General features: G+C 71.8%; 28 protein-coding genes and 1 pseudogene. 17 read left to right on the top strand and 12 right to left on the bottom strand.

Going from position 1 to position 23,383, the window contains the following annotated elements; translation table 11 throughout:
* Window position 1: 1 nt before the first annotated feature.
* From F6W97_RS40650 to F6W97_RS14235, 6 genes and pseudogenes are all read left to right on the top strand, one after another.
* A pseudogene (locus F6W97_RS40650) lies at window positions 2–430 on the top strand (mandelate racemase/muconate lactonizing enzyme family protein); the annotation flags it as partial.
* Window positions 391–930: an enolase C-terminal domain-like protein gene (locus tag F6W97_RS40645; RefSeq protein WP_230686668.1), complete on the top strand. Its 540-nt coding sequence runs from the start codon at window positions 391–393 to the stop codon at window positions 928–930. The pseudogene F6W97_RS40650 and the gene F6W97_RS40645, both read left to right, overlap by 40 nt.
* Entirely contained in the window at window positions 930–2,099 is a 1,170-nt protein-coding gene (locus F6W97_RS14250; protein WP_155370786.1) for a glycoside hydrolase family 16 protein, read from the top strand. Before F6W97_RS40645 ends, F6W97_RS14250 begins: the two co-directional genes overlap by 1 nt.
* A 144-nt stretch (window positions 2,100–2,243) precedes the next feature.
* On the top strand, window positions 2,244–2,651 hold the full coding sequence (locus F6W97_RS14245; RefSeq protein WP_155370785.1) for an ester cyclase: 408 nt from the start codon (window positions 2,244–2,246) through the stop codon (window positions 2,649–2,651).
* A gap of 192 nt (window positions 2,652–2,843) precedes the next feature.
* A complete protein-coding gene (locus F6W97_RS14240) occupies window positions 2,844–3,443 on the top strand; it encodes a DEAD/DEAH box helicase family protein (RefSeq protein ID WP_155370784.1) in 600 nt (199 codons plus the stop codon).
* Window positions 3,440–3,616 (top strand): hypothetical protein, encoded by a 177-nt coding sequence (locus tag F6W97_RS14235; protein WP_155370783.1) that lies wholly within the window; start codon window positions 3,440–3,442, stop codon window positions 3,614–3,616. The genes F6W97_RS14240 and F6W97_RS14235 overlap by 4 nt, the downstream gene beginning before the upstream one ends.
* A gap of 28 nt (window positions 3,617–3,644) precedes the next feature.
* Here the strand turns inward: F6W97_RS14235 and F6W97_RS14230 are convergent, their stop codons facing one another.
* Together F6W97_RS14230 and F6W97_RS14225 are read right to left on the bottom strand one after the other, a co-directional pair.
* A complete protein-coding gene (locus tag F6W97_RS14230) occupies window positions 3,645–4,406 on the bottom strand; it encodes a DUF427 domain-containing protein (RefSeq protein ID WP_155370782.1) in 762 nt (253 codons plus the stop codon).
* Window positions 4,407–4,676: 270 nt separating this feature from the next.
* On the bottom strand, window positions 4,677–5,255 hold the full coding sequence (locus F6W97_RS14225) for a TetR/AcrR family transcriptional regulator (protein WP_155370781.1): 579 nt from the start codon (window positions 5,253–5,255) through the stop codon (window positions 4,677–4,679).
* Window positions 5,256–5,326: 71 nt separating this feature from the next.
* Here F6W97_RS14225 and F6W97_RS14220 point away from each other — a divergent pair, with 71 nt between their 5' ends.
* Window positions 5,327–6,499, top strand: coding sequence for an FAD-dependent monooxygenase (locus tag F6W97_RS14220; protein WP_155370780.1), 1,173 nt, complete (start codon window positions 5,327–5,329; stop codon window positions 6,497–6,499).
* Between the two features lie 50 nt (window positions 6,500–6,549).
* Here F6W97_RS14220 and F6W97_RS14215 read toward each other — a convergent pair whose 3' ends face one another.
* The 6 genes from F6W97_RS14215 to F6W97_RS14190 form a co-directional block, all read right to left on the bottom strand.
* Entirely contained in the window at window positions 6,550–7,401 is an 852-nt protein-coding gene (locus tag F6W97_RS14215; protein WP_230686667.1) for a DUF6999 family protein, read from the bottom strand.
* On the bottom strand, window positions 7,398–9,290 hold the full coding sequence (locus tag F6W97_RS14210) for a 3-oxoacyl-[acyl-carrier-protein] synthase III C-terminal domain-containing protein (protein ID WP_155370779.1): 1,893 nt from the start codon (window positions 9,288–9,290) through the stop codon (window positions 7,398–7,400). Before F6W97_RS14210 ends, F6W97_RS14215 begins: the two co-directional genes overlap by 4 nt.
* A gap of 70 nt (window positions 9,291–9,360) precedes the next feature.
* Window positions 9,361–9,990, bottom strand: coding sequence for a response regulator (locus F6W97_RS14205; protein WP_155370869.1), 630 nt, complete (start codon window positions 9,988–9,990; stop codon window positions 9,361–9,363).
* Between the two features lie 17 nt (window positions 9,991–10,007).
* The gene (macS, locus tag F6W97_RS14200) at window positions 10,008–11,120 is read right to left on the bottom strand and encodes a MacS family sensor histidine kinase (protein ID WP_155370778.1); all 1,113 of its coding nucleotides are present in this window, start codon (window positions 11,118–11,120) and stop codon (window positions 10,008–10,010) included.
* A 178-nt stretch (window positions 11,121–11,298) separates the two neighbouring features.
* Complete coding sequence (locus tag F6W97_RS14195) at window positions 11,299–11,745, bottom strand: hypothetical protein (protein WP_155370777.1); 447 nt, start codon at window positions 11,743–11,745, stop codon at window positions 11,299–11,301.
* A 114-nt stretch (window positions 11,746–11,859) separates the two neighbouring features.
* Window positions 11,860–12,648: a hypothetical protein gene (locus F6W97_RS14190; RefSeq protein WP_196279137.1), complete on the bottom strand. Its 789-nt coding sequence runs from the start codon at window positions 12,646–12,648 to the stop codon at window positions 11,860–11,862.
* Between the two features lie 224 nt (window positions 12,649–12,872).
* On the opposite strand from F6W97_RS14190, the gene F6W97_RS14185 reads away from it, so the two are divergent.
* Entirely contained in the window at window positions 12,873–13,400 is a 528-nt protein-coding gene (locus F6W97_RS14185; RefSeq protein WP_155370775.1) for a hypothetical protein, read from the top strand.
* A 196-nt stretch (window positions 13,401–13,596) separates the two neighbouring features.
* On the opposite strand, the gene F6W97_RS14180 is transcribed toward F6W97_RS14185, so the two are convergent.
* The 3 genes from F6W97_RS14180 to F6W97_RS14170 all read right to left on the bottom strand — a co-directional run bounded on the left by F6W97_RS14180 (window position 13,597) and on the right by F6W97_RS14170 (window position 15,360).
* Window positions 13,597–14,328 carry a VOC family protein gene (locus tag F6W97_RS14180; protein WP_155370774.1) on the bottom strand — a complete coding sequence of 244 codons (732 nt, stop codon included), beginning with the start codon at window positions 14,326–14,328 and terminating at the stop codon, window positions 13,597–13,599.
* A 145-nt stretch (window positions 14,329–14,473) separates the two neighbouring features.
* Entirely contained in the window at window positions 14,474–14,878 is a 405-nt protein-coding gene (sodN, locus tag F6W97_RS14175; RefSeq protein ID WP_155370773.1) for a superoxide dismutase, Ni, read from the bottom strand.
* Window positions 14,860–15,360: a flavin reductase family protein gene (locus F6W97_RS14170; protein WP_269059690.1), complete on the bottom strand. Its 501-nt coding sequence runs from the start codon at window positions 15,358–15,360 to the stop codon at window positions 14,860–14,862. The genes sodN and F6W97_RS14170 overlap by 19 nt, the downstream gene beginning before the upstream one ends.
* Window positions 15,361–15,526: 166 nt before the next feature.
* Between F6W97_RS14170 and F6W97_RS14165 the strand changes: the two genes are divergently transcribed.
* Window positions 15,527–15,760 carry a DUF3040 domain-containing protein gene (locus tag F6W97_RS14165; protein ID WP_155370772.1) on the top strand — a complete coding sequence of 78 codons (234 nt, stop codon included), beginning with the start codon at window positions 15,527–15,529 and terminating at the stop codon, window positions 15,758–15,760.
* A gap of 7 nt (window positions 15,761–15,767) precedes the next feature.
* Window positions 15,768–16,376, top strand: coding sequence for a class I SAM-dependent methyltransferase (locus tag F6W97_RS14160; protein ID WP_155370771.1), 609 nt, complete (start codon window positions 15,768–15,770; stop codon window positions 16,374–16,376).
* A gap of 62 nt (window positions 16,377–16,438) precedes the next feature.
* Here the strand turns inward: F6W97_RS14160 and F6W97_RS14155 are convergent, their stop codons facing one another.
* On the bottom strand, window positions 16,439–16,999 hold the full coding sequence (locus F6W97_RS14155) for a CGNR zinc finger domain-containing protein (RefSeq protein WP_155370770.1): 561 nt from the start codon (window positions 16,997–16,999) through the stop codon (window positions 16,439–16,441).
* An 88-nt stretch (window positions 17,000–17,087) separates the two neighbouring features.
* Here F6W97_RS14155 and F6W97_RS14150 point away from each other — a divergent pair, with 88 nt between their 5' ends.
* The 7 genes from F6W97_RS14150 (at window position 17,088) to F6W97_RS14120 (ending at window position 23,176) form a co-directional block, all read left to right on the top strand.
* A complete protein-coding gene (locus tag F6W97_RS14150) occupies window positions 17,088–17,537 on the top strand; it encodes a VOC family protein (RefSeq protein WP_155370769.1) in 450 nt (149 codons plus the stop codon).
* Between the two features lie 7 nt (window positions 17,538–17,544).
* The gene (locus tag F6W97_RS14145) at window positions 17,545–18,408 is read left to right on the top strand and encodes a pyridoxamine 5'-phosphate oxidase family protein (RefSeq protein ID WP_196279136.1); all 864 of its coding nucleotides are present in this window, start codon (window positions 17,545–17,547) and stop codon (window positions 18,406–18,408) included.
* Entirely contained in the window at window positions 18,405–18,725 is a 321-nt protein-coding gene (locus tag F6W97_RS14140) for a cupin domain-containing protein (RefSeq protein WP_230686666.1), read from the top strand. Before F6W97_RS14145 ends, F6W97_RS14140 begins: the two co-directional genes overlap by 4 nt.
* 50 nt (window positions 18,726–18,775) lie before the next feature.
* Window positions 18,776–19,324, top strand: coding sequence for a signal peptidase II (locus F6W97_RS14135; protein ID WP_155370866.1), 549 nt, complete (start codon window positions 18,776–18,778; stop codon window positions 19,322–19,324).
* A 10-nt stretch (window positions 19,325–19,334) separates the two neighbouring features.
* Window positions 19,335–20,405 (top strand): winged helix DNA-binding domain-containing protein, encoded by a 1,071-nt coding sequence (locus F6W97_RS14130; protein ID WP_155370767.1) that lies wholly within the window; start codon window positions 19,335–19,337, stop codon window positions 20,403–20,405.
* 78 nt (window positions 20,406–20,483) lie between these two features.
* Window positions 20,484–20,957 carry a (2Fe-2S)-binding protein gene (locus tag F6W97_RS14125; RefSeq protein WP_155370766.1) on the top strand — a complete coding sequence of 158 codons (474 nt, stop codon included), beginning with the start codon at window positions 20,484–20,486 and terminating at the stop codon, window positions 20,955–20,957.
* Window positions 20,954–23,176: a xanthine dehydrogenase family protein molybdopterin-binding subunit gene (locus tag F6W97_RS14120; protein ID WP_155370765.1), complete on the top strand. Its 2,223-nt coding sequence runs from the start codon at window positions 20,954–20,956 to the stop codon at window positions 23,174–23,176. The genes F6W97_RS14125 and F6W97_RS14120 overlap by 4 nt, the downstream gene beginning before the upstream one ends.
* Window positions 23,177–23,383: the final 207 nt, after the last annotated feature.

The raw sequence follows: 23,383 nt of genomic DNA, 5'->3' as shown, positions 1-23,383 counted from the left end.
CGTGAAAGTCGTCTCCGTCGAAGCCTTCGCGCTGCTCGCCGAGCCGATCGGCGAACGCTACTGGGGCGCCCGCGCCTGGAGCAGCAGCGGCGCGGCGCTCGGGACCTACCCGGTCCAGGCCCGCCGCCGCTACGCCTACTCCGCGACCATCGACACCGTGCTCGTGCGGGTCGAGACGGCCGACGGCGTCATCGGCTGGGGCGAGTGCAAAGCCCCCGTGGCCGCCCGGGTCACCGCCGCCCTCGTCACGGAACTGCTGACGCCGCTGGTCGTCGGGACCTCCGTCGACGAGATCACGGTGACCTGGGAGCGGATGTACGCCGCGATGCGGGTGCGCGGGCACGACTCCGGCTTCTGGCTGGAGGCGATCGCCGGGGTCGACATCGCCCTGTGGGACGCCTGGGGGCACACCCTGGGCGTGCCCGTGCACCGGCTGCTCGGCGGCGCCTTCCGCACTGCCGTGCCCGTGTACGCCTCAGGCATCCCCGCCGCGCCGCCCGGCTGGACCTGCCGCTGGCCCTGGACTCGCTGGCCAACCGGCACGGGGCGCTGGAGTTCCTGCGCGCCGGCGCGCTGCACGTCCTGCAACCCGACGTGTGCCGTGCCGGCGGGATCACCGAGACGATGCGGATCGCCGCGCTCGCCGACGCGTTCGGCGCGCAGGCCACCCCGCACGTGAGCATCGGCTCGGCGGTGCACTTCGCAGCGAGCCTGCAGTGCGCCGCGGCGATGCCGAACCTGGAGGTCATGGAGCACTGGGCCGGCGAGAACCCGCTCGCCGCCATCGCCCCCGACCTCGACACGCCCCACCCCGGGCCGGACGGGCCGATGGTCCGCACCGTGCCCACCACACCCGGCCTCGGTATCACCGTCGACGAAGCGACGGTGCGCCGACTGGCCGACACCCGCCTCTGGCAAGGGAGGAAATGATGCGACGTCTCATCACCCTGGCGGCCGTGCTCGGGGTCGTCACCGGCCTCGGCGCGGCGGCACCCGCGCACGCCGACCCGACCGGCACCGGCTGGACCATGGTCTTCAGCGACGACTTCGACGGCACCGCCGTCGACACCGCCAAGTGGAACTACCGCACCGACGTCAAGGCCTACAGCGCCCAGCGGCCGGAGAACGTGACCGTCTCCGGCGGGCTGATGAGCATCAACCTCAAGCAGGAGGCGTACGCCGGCAAGAGCTTCACCGGCGGCGGGCTCGTCAGCAAGCAGACCCTGCGCTACGGCTACTACGAGACCCGCGCGAAGATCAACGACGGGGTGGGCTGGCACAGCTCGTTCTGGCTGATGGCGGGCAACGGGTCCACGACGTTCCCGGCCGAGCAGCGCACCGAGATCGACGGTTTCGAGATCGACTCGACGTCGTCACCCGCGCTGCTGCGCAACAACCACTCCGGCGTGCACACCTGGAACGGCAGCGGATCGTCGGGCCCCTACCACCCGGGCTCGACCTACAACACCGGCCTCGACCTGCGCCAGTGGCACACCTACGGCATCGACTGGGCCGAGACCTCGGTGAAGTTCTACATCGACGGGGTGCTGAAGTACACGGCCCCGTACACGCCGAGCCAGTGGACGCACGACCACACCAGCATCTGGCTGACCAGCATCGGCTACGGCACGTCGCCGGACCCCGCGTTCCTGCCCGCCGCCGTGCAGTTCGACTACGTCAGGTTCTGGCAGAAGGACTACCACCTCGACAACGACGGACCGGCCGCCTACGGCTACTCCGAGACGGGCAGCTGGCTGGACTCGACCCTGACCGGCTGGAACTACGGCTCGCCCACCCGGTACGCCGCCTGCCACAGTGCCGGCAACACCGCCACCTGGCGGCCCAACCTGCGCGCGGCCGGGACATACCAGGTGTACGTACACAAGATCGTGCACTCGGGCAGCGACACCAACGCCCGCTACGACACCGTCCACGACGGCGTCACCAGCACCTCGTACGTCAACGGCACCACAGGCACGTCCGGCTGGGTGTCGCTGGGCTCCTACTACTTCCCGTCCGGCACCGCCGGTTCGGTGAAGCTGACCTCCAGCGGCTCGGGCTGTGCCCGCGCCGACGCCGTCAAGTTCGTCCGTATCTGATCCTCAGCCGGTCCGTGAGAACGGCCGCCACGCCGTCCGCGCTCGAAGCGCGAGACCTGTCATCCCGGCCGTGGCGGCCGTCGGCGGCAAAGGACGGCTTGACCGTCCAGAGATGATGATCTTCATCTGCTACGGTGCAGGACCATGACGGCGGAGCAGACGGTCCGGGAGCTCATCGACCGGGTATGGAACGGCGGGCGCACCGACGAGCTGGAGCGCTTCTATGCGGACCCGTTCGACCACGGCGGCAGGCCCGACACCCTTGCCGGACTACGTCAGTGGCACGCCGCTGACGCGGCCACCTGGGCCGACACCCGGTACGAGGTGCATTCACTGGTCAGCGACGGCGAGCAGGTCGCCGTACGGTGGCGGGCGACGGCTCGCCACGTGGGCGACTGGGGGCCGGTGCGTCCCACCGGCAAGACGATCACGTGGGACGGCGTGCACTTCTTCGTGGTACGCGATGGACGTGTCACCGCGGTGTGGGCCATGGCCGACCTGTTCGCCAAGGCGACGCAGCTCGGCGTGACCATGACGCCGCCCGAGTCCTGACCGCTCCGCGGCGTCGCGGAGCGTGGCGCGCGATGGCGGCGACCGCCCGTTATCCGGTCGACAGCATGGTGTGTACAAGGTCAAGGTGTTCGGGCGAGCGCACTCTACGGCCGCCTGGGCTGGGCTGGTTGCGCCTGGTCACCCACGCCTCAATAGGCACCTTGAGGTCACGCGGTCGAGGAGAGTCACGCGATGCGTTATTGCCAGCGTTGTGAACCTGCGGTCGGTCTCGAACCGGCCGCTGATGTCGCCGTCTGCGCGCGCTGCGGCTGGACCGAACCTGCCCGCCGCGAGCCGCTGTACGTCATCACCGGTGCGTCCGGATCCGGAAAGTCGGCGATCTTCGCGCCGCTGGCCGCTGCGTTGCCTGAGTGCGTGGTCTTCGACGTCGATTGGCTGATCGACCCGATGAAGACCACCGGCCCGGTCGACTGGGACGCGTTCCGCGATGCCTGGCTGAGTGTGGCGCACGGGATCGCGCAGGGAGGCCGCGGCACTGTCCTGTTGGGGCCGCTGATGCCCGAGCAATTGGTGGGCCTGCCGTCGTGGCGCTGGATGGGGCCGACTCACTTTGCCGTCCTGGACTGCACGGATGAGCAGCGCCGCGCCCGGCTCCAGGACAGGCCGTCATGGCGTGAGCATGCGATCGACGAGCACCTGGCCTTTGCCGCGCACCTGCGACGCGCCATCCGCACCGTCCTGGACACCGGCACGGATACCCCGGAGCAGACCGCCCAAAAGGTCGCCGCCTGGGTCAGAACAACCGCCGCCTCGACACAGTGGATCAGTTGAGGCTGGCGGCGGTGGATGTCTCCGCACTGGGCCGGCCGTCAGATCATCGACCGTCGCTGGCGTTGTCGCGCGACCGGACCGACTCTGCGGACATGCAGAGGAGATTCGGCAAGTGGTCGGTCGCAGCGGTTGTCGCGCTGATGGCCGTGGTGATGACGCCCAGCATGGCGTGAGGCGCGGCGGCCTCGGGGACGACGACCGTCAGCTGAACTTCGTGTTCGGCCGTTTCTGCAGCACACCGTCCACATAGAGGTCGACCTTCTCGTTGTAGAACGAGACCAGCCCTTCGACCCTCCGGCTCTCGTGCAGCGGCGTGCGGTACGACCACACGATGTCGTCGTGCACCGTGTCGCCGGCCCGCACCGACCAGTACTCGGCCTGGCCCTTGTACGGGCAGTGGCTGACCGTCGCGGTGGGCGTCAGCAGGTCGAGCCGGACGTCGGTCTTCGGCAGGTAGAAGCGCGGCGGCAGGCCGGTCTCGAACAGGATCGTCGGGCGGTGCGACTCGGCCACGGTCACCCCGTCGACCTCGACCCGTACATGGCGTGAGCTGGCCAGGATGTCGACCCGGGTGTGCGGGTCGCGGGGATGGGTGTACACCTCCTCGTCCTCCTCGAACCAGGCGTCCATGGCCGCCCACTCGAACCGCACGAGCCCCCGCAGCTCCGCTGTCGGCGAGTGCTCGTAGCGCACCGCGGCGTCCTCGGCGGTGCGGTCGCCGACCTGCACGGTGTAGAGGTCGCCTTCGCCCAGTCCCGGCGCGTCGGCCGTGCGGCCGGTCGGTTTGAGCAGCTCGCTGCGTACATCCTCGACGGGCACGTAGTAGGCCGGGTAGTACGGCACCTCCCAGACGAGCACCGGCCTGCTCGTGTCGGCCAGGACCTGGCCGTTGAAGTAGACGCGGACGCGCTTGGCGCCGTGCTCGATCCGGGTGCGGGTGCCCGTGCTGGTGGAAACGCTCATACACCGGTCAACGAGGTGGTGCCGGGTCACATTCCACCGACTACGGCGGGCGCGTCAACGGATACAACGCGACCGGCTGCCAGGGCAGCGCCCGTGGGGGAGGGGCAGGGCGCGCCGGGCTGGAGCGGCGGCGCGTCGGTGCCGTACTGCCAGTGGCAGAGCGTGCGGGGAGGCAGCTGCACCCTGCCGCACGATCTGAACCGACCAGCCTGCCCTGCCCGAAGGCGGGCCCGCACCCGCGGCGGCCGCATTCGGGATTCTGGCGTGCCGTCACCGGACGCGGCGCTGCGGGCGCAGGCCGTCCATGAGGACGGTGACACAGGCGTCAGCGAGTTCCCGGGACGCGGGTCGCGCCCGCGCGACCGCATAGGCGGCCTGCCCGATCAGGGTGGTGACGACGGCGGGACTCAGGTCGGTGCGGATCGCGCCGTCGGCTCGCGCCCTTGTGATCATCTCCTCCACGTTGCGCACCAGTTCTGCCCGCTGGGCGGTCGTGGCGGGCAGATCGAGGTCGCCCAGCTGGTCGCTGATGGCGTGGTGTGCGGACTGGAAGGCGATCAGCTCGGCGAGGAAGGTGCGCAGGGCGTCTTCGGCGGCGGTCTGCTCCAGTAGGGCCCTGGCCCGCCGGACCACCGGTTCGAGCAGGCCGGACACTGCGGCATCCAGGAGCGCGTCCTTGCCGCCGAAGGCGCGCACCACGGTCGCCGCGCCCAGGCCCGCCTTGGTGGCGATGGCCTCGACGGTGAGCGCGGTGCCCGGCTGGGCCAGCAGGGCCGTGGCCGCCTGCAGGGCGAGTTGCCTGTTGCGGACTGCGTCGGCTCGGCGTCCGGTCTCGCCTCGCGTTGACATCTGGAACGTCCCTTCCACATACTCTAACTGGAACGTGCATTTCAGTTATCGTAGCGTAGGGAGCGACCTGGATGAACGAGCAGATCCTGATCTCGGGCGGGAGCATCGCCGGGCTGACGCTCGCGCACTGGCTGGCCCGGTACGGCCTGCGCCCGACGGTGATCGAGCGCGCACCGCGGCTGCGTCCCGGCGGCAACGGCGTCGACGTGCGCGGCCAGGCCCTCGACGTGACAGCACGAATGGGGATCATGCCGCAGCTCCGCGCGGCAGCCACCGACGTACAGGGCATGAAGTTCGTCGACGCCGCCGACCGGAGCGTCGCGCGCCTCGACATCAACGACCCCGGCGCGATCGAGATCATGCGCGGCGACCTGGTGGCGCTGCTCCACGGGGCCACCGAAGCAAACGTCGAATACGTCTTCGACGACTCCATCCGCCACCTGGAGCAGGACGCCGACGGCGTCACGGTCTCCTTCGACCGCATGGACACCCGCCGGTTCGACCTCGTCGTCGGCGCCGACGGCATGCACTCGACGGTCCGCCGGCTGGCGTTCGGTCCGCCGTCGCAGTTCCTCAGGCACAAGGACCACTACTTCGCGTTCGCCGACGCCGACGCGGCACTGGGCGAGGACCGCTGGGTGACCATGTACAACCTGCCCGGCAAGATGGCCGGGATCTACCGCTCCGGAAACCACGCCCAGGCCAAGGCGTACTTCATCTTCCGCTCCGGCGTGCTGACCTACGACCACCGCGACGTCGACCAGCACAAGCGCCTGGTGCGCGACGCGTTCGCCGGCGAGACGTCGTGGCGGATCAGGGACCTGCTCGCCGCCGCGCTGGCCGATCCGGACTTCTACTTCGACGCGCTGAGCCAGGTGCAGATGGACTCCTGGTCCACCGGACGGGTGGCGCTGGTCGGCGACGCCGCCTGGTGCGCCTCGCCGGCCTCGGGCGCGGGCGCTGAACTGGCGCTGGTCGGGGCGTACCGGCTGGCCGGGGAGCTCGCCGCGGCCGGCGGGGACCACCGGCTCGCCTTCGCGCGCTACCAGGACAGCCACCGCGACCTGGTGCGCAGGAAGCAACAGATCGGACCCAACGTCCGGCTCATGGTGCCCAGGACCGCAGGCGGCAGGTGGGTCCGCGACGCCGTCGCCGCGCCGCTGCTGCGGGCGATCGGGGCAGTGCAGCGGCTCACGCCGGCCAGAGGCGTCCAGGCGCTGCCCGAGTACACCGCGGCCGGCTGACACCGCCCCGGCTCCCCGCCCCGGCAGCCGAGCCGGGAGCGGGAGCCGGTTCACCGTGCCGCGGCCGCCGCCACGTGCCGCCGGTCGGCGTCCGCCTGGCCCGCCGCAAGGGCGACGAGCCGGGCGTGGGCGTACTCGTGGATCACCGCGTGCTCGTACACCGCGCGCGGCACATCCAGGCCGCTGTCCACCCGCACCACCACCCCGCCCGGCCGCCAGCGCAGGAACGTGTCGTCGCCGGTCAGCTCCGCGAGCACCGTCATCAGCGACTCGTCGAGCCGCATCGAGTGCACCGCGCGCCGGTACTCCTCCGGGGTCAGGCACAGCGCGAACGGGATGTTCATCAGGCACAGCGCGGTCTGGATGTCCAACCGCAGCAGCCGCCGCAGGCCTGGTGAGGCGTCGACTGGCGGCAGCGCCAGCATCGAGAAGTCCAGCGGCCCGCGCGGCCCGCGGCGTCCCGCGCCCAGCGCGATGAGCACGTCGTACACATTGACGTCGTGCTCGATCACCGCCCGGTCCCCGAGCCCGGCGAGCGTGGTGGGGCGCAGCACCGGCTCGGTCACCCCGGCCACGCCGCTGTTGCGGGCGATGAACGCCAGCAGGTCCGTCTCGATGAGGAAGTGCCGGATCAGCAGCTCACCGGCCCGCGGTGAGACGAACCGGCGCAGGAACCACACGCACAGCCGGTCCATCGCCGTATGCGCCGAGAACGTCCACGGCAGCAGCACCTTGACCACCCGGATCAGCCACACCGCGACCCGCGACACGATCCGCGCCGGCGGATAGAGCCAGCGGCGGGTCCACTGCCGCTGGTCGGCCACCACCATCCGCAGCACGTCGCGGTCGATCGGCACGGTCGGATCGGCCATGATCGCCGTCCACACGGTCGGGCCCTTCACGCATCCACCTCCGTCAGCTGCATCGCGTACAGCCGTGCGACGACCTCGGCCGTGCGCACCACCCGGGCCGCGGCCGCCCGGTCCGGCACCGCCTCCCGCAGCAGGTGCGCCAGCTCCGCGAAGTGCGCGTCGTCGGCGTCCCCGTGATAACCCAGGAAACTCACCTGGTCCTCGCGCAGGTCCAGCTGCTCGCGCAGCGCCCGCGCCCAGCCCAGCACCAGGCCCGCGCCCAGCCCTTCGATGACGAACATCGCCCCCAACAGGTCCACCGGATCCGGCTGGCTCGCCTGGTGGAACACGTACGCCGACAGCGCCTCCGACCCGATGTTCTTGCGCGCCCCCCGGATCTCGGCCAGGGTGCCGCCGACCGCGCAGAAGTCGCGTTCGAGCAGCTGGTAGTCGCGGTGCTCCTCGGCCGCGTGCTTGATCGCCGCGCTGCGCAGCGCGAACATCTCGACGGAGAAGTTCGACGCGGCCCGGCTGATCCAGCGCCCGCCCTCCACGACCTGCTGGCGCAGGTGCACCAGCAGCCGCCGGTAGTCGTCGAGGGTCGCCGTGCCGGTGTCGATCCGGCGCACCAGCGGCGTGGACCGCACCTGCCGCTCGAAGTCCTCCCACACCCGGGCCAGCTCCAGCACCGTCCAGCGCACCAGCTCCCCGTCACCTTCGTGCGCCACCAGCGGCGACGGCGTCGCGGCGACCGCGGTGGGCTGCAACGCGGCCGGGACCGCCGGAGCCGCCCGCACCGGGCGCGGCGCCGGGGCAGTCTCGTCGGTGTCACCGGCGGCGACACAGGTGAGCTGCGCGAACGCGAGCGAGTAGCGTCCGGATTCCGGCACGATGAGCAGGATGCGCTCGCCGGGGCTGAACCGGCCCGACCGCGCCGCCTCCTCCAGCATCACGAAGATGCTGGCCGCGCCGGTATTGCCGCGCGTGTGCAGGTTCGTGAACCAGCGTTCCTCGTCGATCATCAGATCCGCCTCGCGGAGCAGCCCGAAGATCTCACCCCGGAAATGCTCGGCGCTGTAGTGGCACAGCACGTGGTCGATGCCGTCGGGCGTGAACCGGCCCGCCCGCACCAGCCCCATGTACTCGCGCAGGCCCAGCCGGAACAGCGCGGGCAGCGACTTCACGTCCTGCCGTAGCCGCACCAGCCCGGCCCGCTCCGCACCGGCCACATCGGGCCCGTCCAGCCACGTCTTCCCGGCGACCGGTTCGCCACCGGCCGACATGCACACCGGCCGCTCCCCGGCGTACGACACCAGGTGCGTCCAGTCCACGCGCAGACTCAGCCCGTCCGGGCGCGGTCGCGGCTCCAGCACGACCGCCCCCGCCCCGTCCGACAGCGTCCAGCGCAGGAACTCCGCATCGAAGCTCACCCGGTCACCTTCGTACCGGCTCTGCCGCAGCGAGCGGCTGACCAGCTCCGACCCGACGACCACGGCGGCCTCGTGCTCGCCGAGCCGCACCGCCCGCGCCGCGGCCGAAAGCGCCGCCATGCTCGACGCGCACACCCCGCCCGCGGACAGCACCTCCATCGGCGGGCCGCCCAGCCGGCCGTGCACCATCGACCCGAAGCCCGGCACCAGCAGGTCGCCCTGGGTGGTCCCGGCGGCCAACATGCCGACCGACTCCAGCGGCAGGTCCCGGTCCTTCAGCGCCTCCTGCACGGCCGCGGCGGCCAGCTCCTCGTTCAGCATGGTGACCGAGCCGTGCTCGTCGAGCGCGTAGTGCCGGGTCCGGATGCCGTTGGCGGCCAGCACCCGGGCCCGCAGGCCGGCTCCGCGCGCCCCCGCGCCCAGCCGCTGGGCGATCTGCTCGGCGTCCAGGGGCTCGCCGGGCAGGTACGCGCCGAACCCGGTCAGGTACACGTTCGGGAAAGCAGTCATACCCCCGATTCAGCCAGCCGACGGGCGTGGGCGCATCCGCTCAGGCGCTCAACCAGGATGTGCGCCGTACTCAGTCGTCCAGGCCCTGCTCGATCGCGTAGCGCACCAGTTCCACCCGGTTGTGCAACTGCAACTTGCCCAGCGTGTTCTGCACATGGTTCTGCACCGTCCGGTGCGACAGCGTGAGCCGCTCGGCGATCTGCCGGTAGGTGAGCCCCTTGGCGACCAGCCGCAGCACCTCGGTCTCCCGCTCGCTGAGCCGCGGGGCGTCCGGTCCGTCGCCGGGCGCGGCCGCCAGTCGGCGGTACTCGCCCAGCACCAGGCCCGCGAGCCCGGCCGTGAACACGGCATCGCCCTCCGCGGTGCGCCGCACCGCGTCCAGGAACTCCTCCCGCGCAGCCGACTTCAGCAGATAGCCCGCCGCCCCGGCCTTGACCGCGTCGAGCACGTCCTGCTGCTCGCCACTGGCCGACAGCACCAGCACCCGCACCTGCGGCACCGCCGCGACCAGGCCGCGGATGACCTCCACCCCGGACAGGTCCGGCAGCTGCAGGTCGAGCACCACGACGTCGGGGCGCACCGACGGGCCGATCCGCACCGCCTGCGCGCCTTCGCCGACCGCCGCGACCACCGTGTACCCGGCGTCGGTGAGATCACGCGCCACACCGTCGCGCCACATCGGATGGTCGTCGACCACCATCACGTCCACCACGCGCGTCAGCCTAACCCGGGCAGCGGCACCCGCAGCTCCACCTCGGTGCCCTGGCCGGGCCCGCTGACGATGGAGACGACCCCGCCGAGGTCGCGGATGCGGCCCTGGATCGACTGCGCCACCCCGAGCCGGCCCGACGCCGCCGCCTCGGCGAGCCGGCCCGGCACGATGCCCGGCCCGTCGTCCCGGATCGACACGGTGACCGCGTCCGGCTCCTGCTCGACCAGCACCCAGGCCCGCGCCGCGGGACCGCAGTGGGCGGCCACGTTGTCCAGCGCGCTGCCGGCCGCCGCGGCCACCTCGGCGGCGACCCCGGCCGGCAGCACCACCGGCGTGGCGGGCGTGGCGACGGTGACCCGCGGCGAGCCGAACCTCCCCAGTAGCACCCGCAGGTCGGCGCTGCCCGCGGCTGCCGCCGTGTCGTGCACCCCCACCAGCGAGCGCAGCACCGCCTCCTGCTCGCCCGCCAGCCGGCCCAGCTCCGCGGCCTCGCCGCCCAGCTCCGTGCCGCGGCGCTGGACGAGTGCGAGCACCTGCAGCACGGAGTCGTGGATACCGCGGGCCAGGCGCTCGCGTTCCCGGGTCGCGGCGTCCAGTTCGGCGGCGCGCTGCATCCGGGTCTCCGCCACGTCGGTCAGCCGGGACACGTATCCCATGACCCCGCCCGCGAGCAGCAGCAGCACCGTGCCGTTGACGGTGGCGGAGGTGATCTCGCCGCGCAGGAACAGGTCGGCCGCGCCGACGATCAGCGCGGCGATCCCGCCCGCCCGCCGCCCGCCGCGCAACGCCCAGACCAGGACGGCTCCGGCCACCCAGGCCATCGGCAGGGTCGGGCCGCCCGAGGCCAGCCGCTCGGCGGGCACCACCACCATGGACGCGAGCAGGCAGGTGAGGGTGACGGCCAGGTCGGCGGCCAGCCAGGCCCGGCTGCGGCCCGCGGGGTCGTGGTAGCGCACGCCGGTGACAGCGGTCCAGGCCACCATCGCCGCGAGGACCGCCCAGCCCAGCCAGGGCCGGGTGAAGTCACGGAAGCCGGCCAGCATCAGGACGGTGGCGTACACGAGCGCGGCCACCCGGAACACGGTGACGGCCCGCCACAGCGGTGCCTGCAGTCCCATCGGCGGTTCCTTCTCGCAGCCGGAGCCGGCACACCGGTGCCGGTTGTCGTCGGCAGCCAGACAAGAGGATCGGCCGGCGCATGTCAACCGCGCCCTGCGCTCGCCCGGGTCTTGTGGATCTGCACCACGTTCCGCATGCGGCTCCGGCGTCCGACGTGCTCGCGTACGGTGCGGTTGCTCAGGAGTCGAACATCGCGGCGACCAGCACCACGATGGTGGCGATCGAGCCGACGACACAGAAGATCATGATGATTTCGACGGCGGTCGCCGTGAGGTAGGCGCCCCACGTCCGCCGGATCTCGTCGACATTGGATGGACGGCGCCGGTCGTACCGCACCCTGATGCGATCGCCGACGACCGGCACCTCACGGCGGTCGTCGAGCCTCAGATGCACCGTCGGGCCGCCGTCGATCCGCACGTCGGCGTGGTGGATGACGATGTCGTCCTGGTGCCGGTCGGAGCGGTTGACCACGGTGGCCCACCCCGTGACGCCGCGCAGCCGCCGCAGCCAGATCTTCGTGTAGGAGTAGCCCACACTGACGGCGAACAGCAGGCAGACCGCGATCAGCACCATGAACCTGGCCGCGTTCGCGGGATCGAAGCTCGCTGCCAGAAACCTGGGCACCTCAGCATTGTCGGGCATCGCGAACCGATCGTCGATCCGTCCGCGACGCGGGCCCCACGACGACCCGCCTGCCTCAGCCCGCCCTGCCGTGAACGGGGCCGCGACATCCGGCGGTCACCCTCGCGGCGCGTTGTCCGCCTGCATCGACCGCACCCGGTGCCAGATCTGATCCGGGCAGCGGGCGGAGTCCCTTCGGCGCAGGTCGAGCCTGTTCACTTGCCTGACCCTGAGCTCAAGGTAGCCGTCGTCGACGGCGTACGGGTCGGAGCTGCCGGTCCGGAACGGAATGTGGTCGTCGCGGTGCGACTTGTCCTGCGACGTGATCTGCAGGACCTCCACGTGCTGCGGCAGTGCCCGCAGCACGACGAACGGGCGGTCTTTGGAGCCGTCGCCCTCGCGGAACTCGATCTCGCCCCACCAGATCTCCTGCGGCTGCGGATCGAGCCAGGCGGGTGCGGTCCGGCCGCGCGACGCGGCCTCGGACCGGTGCGGGAGCCGGCGGTCGAGCAGCCGGAGCACGAAGTAGAACACCAGCGCCGTCGTGCCCGCCGCCACCGGGCCGACCAGCGGCAGGGCATTCTCCAGCGTCAGCGGCTGCGGCCCGGCCGGCGGCGTCGCGCCGGTCACCGTGCCACCGGCGTACTTCTGGTGGAGCACCAACGCCAGCAGCGCCGCGCTCGCGCTCAGTGCCGTCAGGATGCCGGCACGGACCAGGTGGACGCGGTGCCGGGGGTACACCCTGCCCCGGCCGGCGAACCGGACCACGAGGTACGCCACGAGCGGTGCCAGCGCCACACCGGCCCACCACGAGGGGTACGCCGCGATCTGGCTCGGGTCTCGTGCCAGCAGGAACGCCACGATCGCGGGTGAGGCGAGGACCGTGCCGGGAACGGAGACGACCAAGCTCGCCAGGAACGGCCCGACCAGGAGGAGCAGAACACACCCACACCCGGACGGGTTGTTGCGCCGCGCCATCGAGATCCCTCCATTTCGGACGACCGAGTGATCGTAACGAGACCGGTGGGGGAGTCGTCACCGGGTCTCCTTGCTGGTCAGGCCGCCAGTCGCGACGGTGGCCACGATCAACGGGCACCACGAACCGCTGCGCGGGCATTATGGTCTCGCGCATGAATGCCAGTCGGGTGAAGTATCTGGCGTATCTCGCGGCAGCCGTCAACCTCGGCTTCGGCGTCGCGTACGGTCGCGAGCTGGCGGACGCGCGCATCGTGCTGCTCTGGGAGCCGCTGCGGGAGATCGCCCTGATCCTCAGCTCGCTGGTGCTCGTGTACTACGCGATCAGGACCGACCGCGGCCACGCCCGCTCCTACCGCCGGCTCGGCATGAGCACGGGCCTGCTGACGATAGCGCTGCTGATCCTCGCGGTGACCGCGGTGACGCTGCCGAACGTCATGCGTATGCAGTTCGTCGCGTACGCGGTCGTGACCGCCGTGATGGCGTGGCTGCTCGGCCTCCGGTCGACCCGGGAGCAGTTCGACAACGAGGACGAGGCCGAGTCGCTGTCGCCGTTCATGGGCACGGTGTCGGAGACCGACACGTGGGAGTCCGACGACTGGGCCGACAAACTGCACCGCGACAAGCTGATCACCCACGAGGACCGGCGGCGCGAGGACTACATCAAGGAGGTCGAGCAGTAGCGACCTGCGCCATGAGGTCGGTCTGGCGGGCCTCGGTGACGCGGGACAGCCGGCGTGCCGCCTCGTCGGGTGGTAGCTCTTCGTGGAAGGTCATCGTCGGGACCAGGTGCTCGTAGACGCGGCCGTTCAGCCAGCCGTACCTGCCGTTCGGCCGACGAGGCGGTCGGCGAGCAGCGTGTGCCGCTGGAAGTTCGGATCAGGCTGGGGTGAGCAGGCAGAACTCGTTGCCCTCCGGGTCGGCGAGGACCGTCCACGAGACAGCGCTCTCGCCCAGGTCGACGGCGGTGGCGCCGAGAGCGCGCAGCCTGGCCGCTTCGGCCGCGGGGTCGTCGCCCGGGTACGGGCGGATGTCGAGGTGGACGCGGTTCCATCCGGTCTTCACGTCAGGTGTGCGGAGGAACTGCAGATAGGGGCCGACGCCCTGGGCGGAGCGCAGCACCGCGCTGTGCTCGGTGACCTTGTGCACGGTCCAGTCCGTGGCCTGGCCCCAGAAGTCGGCCATGGCTCGGGGATCGGCGCAGTCGACGACAACGGAGGCGATCGGTCCGGTCTGCGCGTAGAGCGAGTCCAGCACGCAGAACTCGTTGCCCTCAGGGTCGGCCATGACTGTCCATGCGACGTCGCCCTGGCCTATGTCGGCGCGTGTCGCGCCGAGCTCCTCCAGGCGCGCGACCAGCTCCGCCTGATGGGCAGGCGAGGTTGTGGCGAGGTCGACATGCACGCGGTTCTTCACCGTCTTGGGTTTCGGGGAGATGACGAGGTCGATGCAGACGGCGATCGGGTCGGGATAGACGAAGCCCTCGGGTTCGAGGTTGGTCACGCCGGGTTCCTCGCTGGAGACTGCCCAGCCGAGCGCCTGCGCCCAGAAGCCGCCCAGCGCGGAGTCGTCGAGAGCCTTCATGTTGATCTGCACGAGCCGCGTTGCCATGCCGACGATGCTATCGCGATCATGATCGTGGAATGGGGATGCCTCCGGTAGGAGGGTTCATCCACCCAGCGGAACGTGACTCCGACAGGCCTCGCGGCGCCCTGGGCAGTTCCCGAGTCGAGATCCTGCCCAGGGGGTGACGTCGTCAGCTCTGCTTGGTCTCCCAGAAGATCTTGGAGATCTCCTCGATCCTGCCCAGCAGCTGCTCGGCGACGGCCGGGTCGGCCTGGCCCTTGGTGCCACCGGCGCCGGCCAGCTTGGTGGCCTCGTTGAACAGCTGGTTCAGGTTCGGGTACTTCTCGAAGTGCGGAGCCTTGAAGTAGTCGGTCCACAGCACCCACAGGTGGTGCTTGACCAGCTCGGCCCGCTGCTCCTTGATGATCAGCGCCCGGGTGCGGAACTCCGGGTCGGTGTTGGCCTGGTACTTCTCGCAGATGGCCTTGATCGACTCGGCCTCGATCCGGGCCTGGGCCGGGTCGTAGACGCCACACGGCAGGTCGCAGTGGGCGCTGGCGACGAGGCGCGGGCGCATCAGGCGTGACAGTCGCATGAGGTTGCCTCCGTTGGCAGTGGTGAGGTGTGGAACCGGCGGGCGTGGTAGATCAGCTGCCCGCCTTCGGGTCCGTGGTGCACGTCGAGGACGCGGGCGACGACGAGCGTCGCGTCGCCGACCGGGACCTGCCGCAACGGCCTGACGCGAAGCGCGGCCAGTGCGCCGGGCAGGAACGGTTCCCCGGTCGGCAGCGTGCGCCAGCCCTGGTCAGGGGTGAATCGGGGCCCGCCCGAGCGGGAGAAGTCCCGGGCCACACCGACGTGCGCAGGCCCCAGCAGGTGGACGACCAGGCTTTCGGCCTGAAGCAGATGGCGTGCCGACCGTGTGTCCATGACCGAGAAGGACAGCGCCGGCACCGTGAGCGACACCGAAGCGACGCTGGAGGCGGTCAGCCCGACCGGCCCTTGTGGGCCGGCTGCGCAGATGACGGCCACACCCGTGGGGTAGCGGCCGAAAGCCTCCCGCAACCGGAGGCCCACCGGCTCCAAGGCAGCTGTGTGATCCACAGCTGGCACGCTAGAACCTCAACCGCGCTTGATGTCAACCGCCGGTGACCGGATGTGCCGATCGCGCGTCGAAGTCCCCGCGGTGAGGGTGGTGTGCGAGCGCGTGTGCCGGGTAGGCGGGAGGCACAGGAGGTGGGCGATGTCGCTGCGTCCGGAGGACCGGGAACTACTGGAGGGGCTGGCCGAGTACACCCGCGCCGGCGATCCGGTTTTCGTGGCGGGGCTGAGCAACGGCGTCGCCTTCGCACCCGTGGAGTACCGCCGGCGCGACCGGGCGCAGCTCGGGTCCGCCCTGGCCGCCGCCGGGCTGGCGCTCGCGTTCATGGTGCTGGTCGTAGGCCTGCTGGGTACGTGTACGCAGGGACCCCTATAGTCGCGTGGTGAACGTGGAGCAGGTTCGGGACGCGTACGCCTCCGTCGCACACCTCTACATCGACCTGTTCGGCGCTGCTCACCAGGTGCCCGCCGAGGATCTTTCCCTCATCGGGCGACATCTGACGATCAAGCCTGGCGCCGTGCTCGATCTGGGCTGCGGCCCCGGCCACATCACCGGCTACCTCCGCTCACTCGGCGTCGACGCCACGGGGATCGACCTGGTGCCCGAGTTCATCGCCCATGCGAAGGCGACCCACCCGGACGGCACGTACCGACTCGGGTCGATGAAGAACCTCGACGCCGGCGACGGTTCGATCGCGGGCATCCTGGCCTATTACTCGCTGATCCACCTGCCGCCGCAGGACCTCGACGGTGTGCTCGCCGAGTTCCGGCGGGTGATGGCCCCCGCCGGCACGCTGGTGGTCGGCTTCGTGCACGGCGACGACGTCGCGGCCTTCGACCACAAGGTCGTGACGGCCTATCGCTGGCCGGTCGACGAGTTCTCCGCGCGGCTGGCGCGGGCCGGTTTCACGGAGGTCGAGCGCCTGCATCGTCCCGCCGACGGCACTCAACGGCCGCAGGCCACGATCGCGGCGGTGCTGGGCGGACGGTGAGCAGCGCCTGCGTGCCTGCTCACCGGTAGGAGACCCGGGTCTGACGGCGATCCGGCGTCAGGTCACCCGCCCTGTTGCGGTGTCGCCTGCTTGTGCCGGTCGTGGTGGCGCGCCACCCGGGCCCGGTTGCCGCAGGCGTTGCCGCACCACTCGCGGTTCGGCCGGTCGCGGAGGAACAGCAGCACGCATCCCGGCGCGGCGCAGGCGCCGATGCGGCCGGCGGAGAGCAGGTCGACCGCGTCGGCGGCCACCTCGGCCAGGGCGCCGGGGACGGCCGTCGTGCCGTGCCGGGTCGCGGCTGCCGGCGCCATCTCGTCGATGACCAGCTCCTGCCAGCGTGGAGCGGCCCGGACCGCGGCGTTCAGGCGCTCGACGTGCTCCGGGTCCGGGGCCTGCCCGGTGGATGCGGCCGCCGCGACGGCGCGGACGGCATCCCGCAGGTCGCGGGCGGCCGCGAGGTCACCGCGGCTGACCGCGAGCGGTGACCCGCCCTCGACGGGCACGGCGAGCAGCGCTCCGACGCGGTCGAGCCAGGCGGCGAGGTCCGCGGGCGTCTGGAGCTCGTCGCGGAGCTCGCCCTGGCGGGCGTGGAGGGTGTTGGCGAGCTCGATCGCTAGGCGCATGCCCTAATGGTATCTGCCCTTGATGGCATTAGGTCACCGTGCTACGTTCTAACGGGCAGGGAGTTAAAAGCCATTAGAAGGTAGTGACATGATCGACCAAGGCATCACCATCGGCCACGTCGGGCTGAACGTCACCGATCTCGACCGGTCCATCGACTTCTACCGTGACGCGCTCGGCGTCGAGATCGTCGGCCGTGCCGACGCCGACGGACGGCGCTACGCCTTCCTGGGCAGCGGCGGCGTGCCGATGATCACCCTCTGGCAGCAGAGCGCCGCGCCGTTCCCGGCCGACCGGGCCGGCCTGCATCACCTCGCGTTCCAGGTCGCCGATGTGGCGGCGCTGGCGCAGGTCGAGGTTCGGCTGCGCACGCTCGGCTCAACCATCCGCGACGACAGCGGGGTGACCGGCGAGCCGGCCGCCGCCGGGCAGCTGTTCTGCTTCGACCCTGACGGCATCCGCCTGGAGTTCCATGCCGTCGAGAGGCCGTCCCGACCGGTGCCCGCCACCGGCGACGGCCCCGCGTGCGGGTTCTTCTGAGCGCGCCATGCGGACACATCCAGGAGAGCTGTACGTGCAGCGCCGGTCCGGCTACGACCACGACGGGCTCGGCTCGGCCGGCATGGGCGTCCGGCTGCCCGAGGTCGCCCGCCGTTTCCTCACCGAACAGCGCATGCTGCTCATCGGCGGAGCCGACGCCGCAGGAGCCCTCTGGGCGAGCGCGCTGTACGGGCCGCCGGGGTTCCTGCACGCCGAGGGCGAGCGCGAGGTGATCGCCGAGACCGTGCCGGCCGCCGGCGACCCGCTGGCGGGGGCGTTCATCGTCCCGAGCGCGATCGGCGCACTCGTGCTCGAACCGGCCGGCCGCCGCCGCATGCGCGTCAACGGCACCGGCCAGGTCCACGGCAGCCGGTTGATCATCACCGCCGACCAGGTCTTCGCGAACTGCCCGAAGCACATCACGCCCCGGGAGGTCCATGGCGAGGCCGACAGCGGCCCGGCCGCGGCCGCCGGCACCCGGCTCACGGAGGAGCAGTCGCGCTTCGTGGCCAGGGCGGACACCTTCTTCATCGCGACAAGCGCCGCCGGTCACGGCGTCGACGTCTCGCACCGTGGCGGCGCGCCGGGATTCGTCCTGGCCCGCGATGGCAGGACCCTGTCGTGGCCGGAGTACCGCGGCAACGCCATGTACATGACGCTCGGCAACCTGCACGTGCAGCCGCGCTGCGGGCTGCTGTTCGTCGACTGGACCGGAGCGCGGCCCGCGCTGCGGCTGACCGGCCGGGCCTCCATCGACTGGGACCCGGGCCGGGTGGCCGGGCATCCGGGCGCGGAACGAATGATCGACTTCGTCGTCGACCGGGTCGTCGAGACACCGGGACCCACCCTGACCTGGAGATCGTCACAGTGACAGAGCAGCGCGACGACATGCAGATCGTCCACGTCGACGAGGTCGAACCCGTCGAGGTCGTGCCCGGTATCGTCCGGCGGCGGCTGCCGGCCACCGACCGGGCACGCGGCTGGATGTACGACTTCGCCCCCGGCACGCAGTGGCCGGAGGTGGACGTGCACGACGGCGAGGAGCGCTACTACGTGGTCTCGGGCGAGTTCATCGACCGGGGGCACCGGCTGGGGCCGGGCAGCTACGTGGTCTTCGCCCCCGGCAGCACGCACCGCCCGCGGACCGAGACCGGCGCGCGCATGATCGGAATCAGCATCCTTCCGTAGGTTATGGTTGCCAGCCGGTGAGCTGGTCGACGGCGTACGGAGAGATCGTGATGGCAACAGGGCAGTCCGCATCCACCGCCCGCGTACCGCGGCTGTTCGCGGCGGTGCTCGCCCTGGCCGCCGTGCTGGTGGTGGTGGATCAGCTGACCAAGTGGTGGGCGGTGTCGGCGCTGACCGGCCGCGCGCCGATCGACGTGATCGGCGAGCTGCTGCAGTTGCGGCTGACCTACAACCCGGGCGCGGCGTTCTCCATCGGCACCGAGTACACCTGGGTGCTGACCTTGATCGCGGCTGCGGCCGTCGGGACGATCACCTACATCTCCCGCCGGGTGGGGTCGCGGGCCTGGGCCGTCGGGCTCGGCCTGATGCTCGGCGGCGCGACCACCCACCTGCTGGACCGGCTGCTGCGCGAGCCGGGATTCATGCGCGGCCACGTGGTGGACTTCATCGACTACGGCCCGTTCGTGGGCAACGTCGCGGACATCGCGCTGGTGGTCGGCGTGGGCCTGATCCTGGTGCTCAGCCTGCGCAACATCCCGATCACGGGCCCGGCGGCCGAGCCCGAGGCCGCGCCCGAGCAGCCCGTCGAGGTGCCGTAGCTTCTACGCCGTGCCCCGCCGCGCCGACGATCCCGTGCGTACGGCGCGTGCCCGTGCGCAGCTGCTGGCCGGCGACCGCCGCGGGGATGGCGCCGCTGACGTCGTGCGGCAGGTCTTCGCGATCCAGGCCCAGGACACCACGGCCGCCGACCTCGGTATCCGGGCCCGCGGGCAGGACCTGACCGCCCAGGCGATCCGCACCGCGTACGAGCAGGACCGCTCGATCGTGCGCAACTGGTTCATGCGCGGCACGCTGCACACGATCCCGGCGGAGGACGTCGGCTGGGTCACCCGGCTGCTCGCCCCGCGCGTGCTCGGCGCGACCCGTCACCGCTACCGGGAGCTCGGCCTCACCGACGACCTGCGCCGCCGCGCCGACGAGCTGATCGGCCAGGCGCTCGGCACACACGGCCCGCTCACCCGGGCCGAGCTGACCGAACGCCTCGCCGTGATCGGGATCGCCCCGACGGGCCAGGCGCCGTTCCACCTGATCCGGCACGCCGCACTGACCGGGCTGCTCTGCCACGGGCCGCTGCGCGCGGGTGAGCCGACGTATGCGCTGCTGCACGACTGGATTCCGGCGACCGCGGAACGCGGCATGACGGGCGAGGCGGCCGTGGCCGAACTGGCTCGCCGGTACCTGGCCGCGTACGCCCCGGCGGGCGTGGACGACTTCGCGTCGTGGTCGGGCCTCGCGCTCGGCTCGGCCCGCCAGGCCTGGCGGGACCTGGCCCAGGCCGCGACGATCGTCACCGACGGGGACTCGGCGGTGCTGGCCCGGCAACCGGAGCCGGCCGGTGAGCCCGGCCCGCCGGACGTGCGGCTGCTGCCCGCCTACGACAACTACCTGACCGGCTACCGCACCCGGCAGGAGTCGGTCGACGCCGCGTTCGAGGCACGGGTGTGGCCCGGCGGCGGCGTGATCCGGCCGACCGTGCTGGTCGACGGTCAGGTGCTCGGCACCTGGTCCCGGGGCCGGGCGATCACGGTGGACCCCTTCTCGCCCCTGCCCGGACAGGTCCAGATCGAGGTCGCGCGGGAAGTGGACACGATCACGCGGTTCCTGCATCCGCCCGGCTGAGCCGATCGATCGACGACGGTGGTGGTGCCGCGGGTGCGTGCCTACACTACGTCGCATGGTCTTCAGGGTGCGGGCGCGATGCGGCTGCTGATCAACGGCCGGCACCATGAGATCGAGCACGGCGACGAGCCGCTGCTGTGGGTGCTTCGCGACGAGCTCGGCCTGACCGGCACCCGGTATGGCTGCGGCGCCGGGATCTGCGGCTGCTGCACCGTGCTGCTGGCCGGACAGCCGGCGAGAAGTTGCCGGATCACCGCTGCGGAGGTCGGTGAGCGTCCGGTGGTGACATTGGAGGGTCTGGCCGAACGCGGGGCCGACGGCCAAGTGGTGGCCCTGCATCCGGTGCAGCAGGCGTTCGTGGAGACCCCGCTGCAGTGCGGATGGTGCCTGCCCGGCCACGTGCTCTGCGCCGTGGCACTGCTGGCCCGTGATCCCGACCCGGACGAGGCGGCCATCGCCGAGGCGGCACAGCCGAACCTCTGCCGGTGCGGCGGCTACAACACGATCAAGGCGGCAGTGGCCCGCGCCGCCGAGCTGGCGCGCGAAGCATGACCGACACGAACGCCGTGCCGTCCGACGCCGCACCGTCCGAACCGGACGCGCGGCCCCGGCGCTGGCGGGTCGCCCGCCGCCGGCTGCTGATCGGGGCCGGGGCGACATTCGGGTCGCTGCTGGTCGGGGTGCCGATCGCGCTGGAGTACGGCCGCCCGACCCTGGCGCAGTGGATGCTCGAACGCGGTGCCGGGTCGTCCGAGGTCCCCGAGTCGTCGCTGGTCTGGTTCGAGCTGACCGGTGACGGGATCACCCTGCACGTGCCGAAGATCGAGATGGGTCAGGGCATCCACACCGCCCTGGCGCAGATCGCGGCCGAGGAACTGCGGGTGCCGTTCGAGGCGCTGACCGTGGTGCAGGCCGACACGGCACGCGGGTTCCCGTCGGCGACCATGTTCACGTTCGGGTCCACCTCGGTGTCGTCCCTGTACACCCCGATCCGCGAGGCGGCCGCCGCCGTACGGGCGATGCTGGCGGCCGAGGCCGCCCGGCAGCTCGGCGTCGACACGCAGCAGCTGACCGCGGCTGACGGCGTCTTCCAGGTCGGCGGAACAGAGCGCCGCGTCGCGTACACCGAGGTGATCGCAGCACACCAGGGACCCTGGCAGGAGCCCGCAGAGCAGCCGGAGCTGCGTCCCGCCGGCGAGTTCACCAGCATCGGCCGGTCCGTGCCCCGGGTCGACTTCCGGGCGAAGGTGCTCGGCGAGGCGACCTACGGCTACGACGCCCGGCTGCCCGGCATGGGCTACGGCGCGTTCGTGGTGCCGCCGCGCTTCGGCGCGGAACTGGAAAGCGCCGAACCGGGCGACGCCGCCGCCATGCCGGGCGTGCACCAGGTGGTGATCGACGTGGAGGCCGGGTTCGCCGGCGTGGTCGCCGACACCAGGACCCGCGCCTGGGCGGCGGCCCGCGCCCTGAAACTGAGCTGGAGCGAAGGCACCCGGGTCGACAACGCGGCCCTCGAAGAGCAGGTCACCGCCGGTGACGGCGTGGTGCTGCGCCGGGACGGCTCGATCCGCGACGCCCTGTCGCAGGGCCGGCTCGTGGCAGCCGAATACCGTACGCCGATGGCCGCCCACGCCCACCTGGAGCCGCTCGCGGCGCTGGCCCGGGTGGAACCGGGACCGGCCGGCAAGGTCGAGGTGTGGGTGCCGACGCAGAGCCCGGAGAGCGTGCTGGAGGATCTGCACGCTGCGCTCGGCGAGGACCGGCCGGTCGTCGTGCACGTCACGCAGCTCGGCGGCTCCTTCGGGCGCAAGGGCGGCCAGCACCTGGCGGTCGAGGCCGCCCGGCTGTCCGCGGCCGTCGGCACACCGGTGCACGTCGGCTGGACCCGCGACACGGACCTGCGGCAGGCGTTCTACCGGCCGCCGACGCACACCAGGATGCGCGGCTCGATCGGGCCCGACGGCATGATCCGGGGCGTGGAGCAGGTCAGCGCCGCCGGTGACATCATCTGGGCCGTCGCCGGGCTGCCCGAGCCGGTGCGCAGCCTGATCGGCTTCGATCCCGGCGGGCTGCTCGGCCTGTTCCTGCCGTACGACCTGCCCGCCTACCGGCTGGTCAACCGCCGCGAGCAGCTGCCGGTGCCGACCGGGCCGTGGCGCGGGCTGGGCCTGATGCCCAACACGTTCGCCCTGGAGAGCTTCCTCGACGAGCTGGCCGAGGCCGCCGGGTCCGACCCGCTGACCTACCGGCTGGCGCACCTGCGCAAGTCCGGCGAGCAGGGGGAGCGGCTGCGGACCGTGCTGCGCACCGCCGCGCAGATGGCAGGCTGGAGCGAGTCGCTGCCGGCCGGGCGCGGCCGGGGCATCGCCTGCTCGGGCGACGCCGGGACCGTGGTCGCCGTCGTCGCCGAGGTCGACCTGTCCGACGGGCGGCTGCGCGTCACCGGCGTCGACGTGGCGGTCGACTGCGGCCTGGTGGTCAACCCGGCCGGGGCGAAACTGCAGGCGCAGGGGTCGATCGTGATGGGTCTCAGCTCGACCCTGCGCGAGGAGCTGCGCATCCAGGACGGCCAGGTCGTCTCCGACAACTTCGACACCTACCCGATCCTGAGCATGGCCGACACGCCGCCGGTGCGGGTGGCCTTCGTCGGCGGCGGGGACGTGCCGCACGGGATGGGCGAACCGGTCGTCGGCCCGGTGCCCGCCGCGGTCGCGAACGCCGTCCGCGCGGCCGGCGGCCCCCGGCTCCGAACCCTCCCCCTACGCCTCTGACCAACAAACGTCGGGCCCGGCTCGCCCGTCTGCGGTCACCGCGCAACCCGCAGGCGTAGCCCGCACGCTCCATGACGCCGCGCACCACTGCGGCCTGCTCGCAGTTTCGGGGAAACTGCACTTGTCAGCCGCACGGTGGCTGCAGTTTCCCCGAAACCGCAGCGGGGCGGCAGCGGGTCGTGACCGCGTGCCGCCCCGCGCCCGACT

It is taken from the genome of Catellatospora vulcania (assembly GCF_009720385.1).
Taxonomy (GTDB): domain Bacteria; phylum Actinomycetota; class Actinomycetes; order Mycobacteriales; family Micromonosporaceae; genus Catellatospora; species Catellatospora vulcania.
Note: the sequence above shows the minus strand (reverse complement) of the source record. Positions and strands in the feature narration are given on the sequence as shown.

Excerpts from the sequence above, each read along its gene's own strand:
- F6W97_RS14250 (WP_155370786.1), top strand. The coding sequence starts at position 930 with ATGCGACGTCTCATCACCCTGGCGGCCGTGCTCGGGGTCGTCACCGGC.
- F6W97_RS14245 (WP_155370785.1), top strand. The coding sequence starts at position 2,244 with ATGACGGCGGAGCAGACGGTCCGGGAGCTCATCGACCGGGTATGGAAC.
- F6W97_RS14240 (WP_155370784.1), top strand. The coding sequence starts at position 2,844 with ATGCGTTATTGCCAGCGTTGTGAACCTGCGGTCGGTCTCGAACCGGCC.
- F6W97_RS14230 (WP_155370782.1), bottom strand. The coding sequence starts at position 4,406 with ATGAGCGTTTCCACCAGCACGGGCACCCGCACCCGGATCGAGCACGGC.
- F6W97_RS14225 (WP_155370781.1), bottom strand. The coding sequence starts at position 5,255 with ATGTCAACGCGAGGCGAGACCGGACGCCGAGCCGACGCAGTCCGCAAC.
- F6W97_RS14220 (WP_155370780.1), top strand. The coding sequence starts at position 5,327 with ATGAACGAGCAGATCCTGATCTCGGGCGGGAGCATCGCCGGGCTGACG.
- F6W97_RS14210 (WP_155370779.1), bottom strand. The coding sequence starts at position 9,290 with ATGACTGCTTTCCCGAACGTGTACCTGACCGGGTTCGGCGCGTACCTG.
- F6W97_RS14205 (WP_155370869.1), bottom strand. The coding sequence starts at position 9,990 with ATGGTGGTCGACGACCATCCGATGTGGCGCGACGGTGTGGCGCGTGAT.
- macS (WP_155370778.1), bottom strand. The coding sequence starts at position 11,120 with ATGGGACTGCAGGCACCGCTGTGGCGGGCCGTCACCGTGTTCCGGGTG.
- F6W97_RS14185 (WP_155370775.1), top strand. The coding sequence starts at position 12,873 with ATGAATGCCAGTCGGGTGAAGTATCTGGCGTATCTCGCGGCAGCCGTC.
- F6W97_RS14180 (WP_155370774.1), bottom strand. The coding sequence starts at position 14,328 with ATGGCAACGCGGCTCGTGCAGATCAACATGAAGGCTCTCGACGACTCC.
- sodN (WP_155370773.1), bottom strand. The coding sequence starts at position 14,878 with ATGCGACTGTCACGCCTGATGCGCCCGCGCCTCGTCGCCAGCGCCCAC.
- F6W97_RS14165 (WP_155370772.1), top strand. The coding sequence starts at position 15,527 with ATGTCGCTGCGTCCGGAGGACCGGGAACTACTGGAGGGGCTGGCCGAG.
- F6W97_RS14155 (WP_155370770.1), bottom strand. The coding sequence starts at position 16,999 with ATGCGCCTAGCGATCGAGCTCGCCAACACCCTCCACGCCCGCCAGGGC.
- F6W97_RS14150 (WP_155370769.1), top strand. The coding sequence starts at position 17,088 with ATGATCGACCAAGGCATCACCATCGGCCACGTCGGGCTGAACGTCACC.
- F6W97_RS14145 (WP_196279136.1), top strand. The coding sequence starts at position 17,545 with ATGCGGACACATCCAGGAGAGCTGTACGTGCAGCGCCGGTCCGGCTAC.
- F6W97_RS14135 (WP_155370866.1), top strand. The coding sequence starts at position 18,776 with ATGGCAACAGGGCAGTCCGCATCCACCGCCCGCGTACCGCGGCTGTTC.
- F6W97_RS14125 (WP_155370766.1), top strand. The coding sequence starts at position 20,484 with ATGCGGCTGCTGATCAACGGCCGGCACCATGAGATCGAGCACGGCGAC.
- F6W97_RS14120 (WP_155370765.1), top strand. The coding sequence starts at position 20,954 with ATGACCGACACGAACGCCGTGCCGTCCGACGCCGCACCGTCCGAACCG.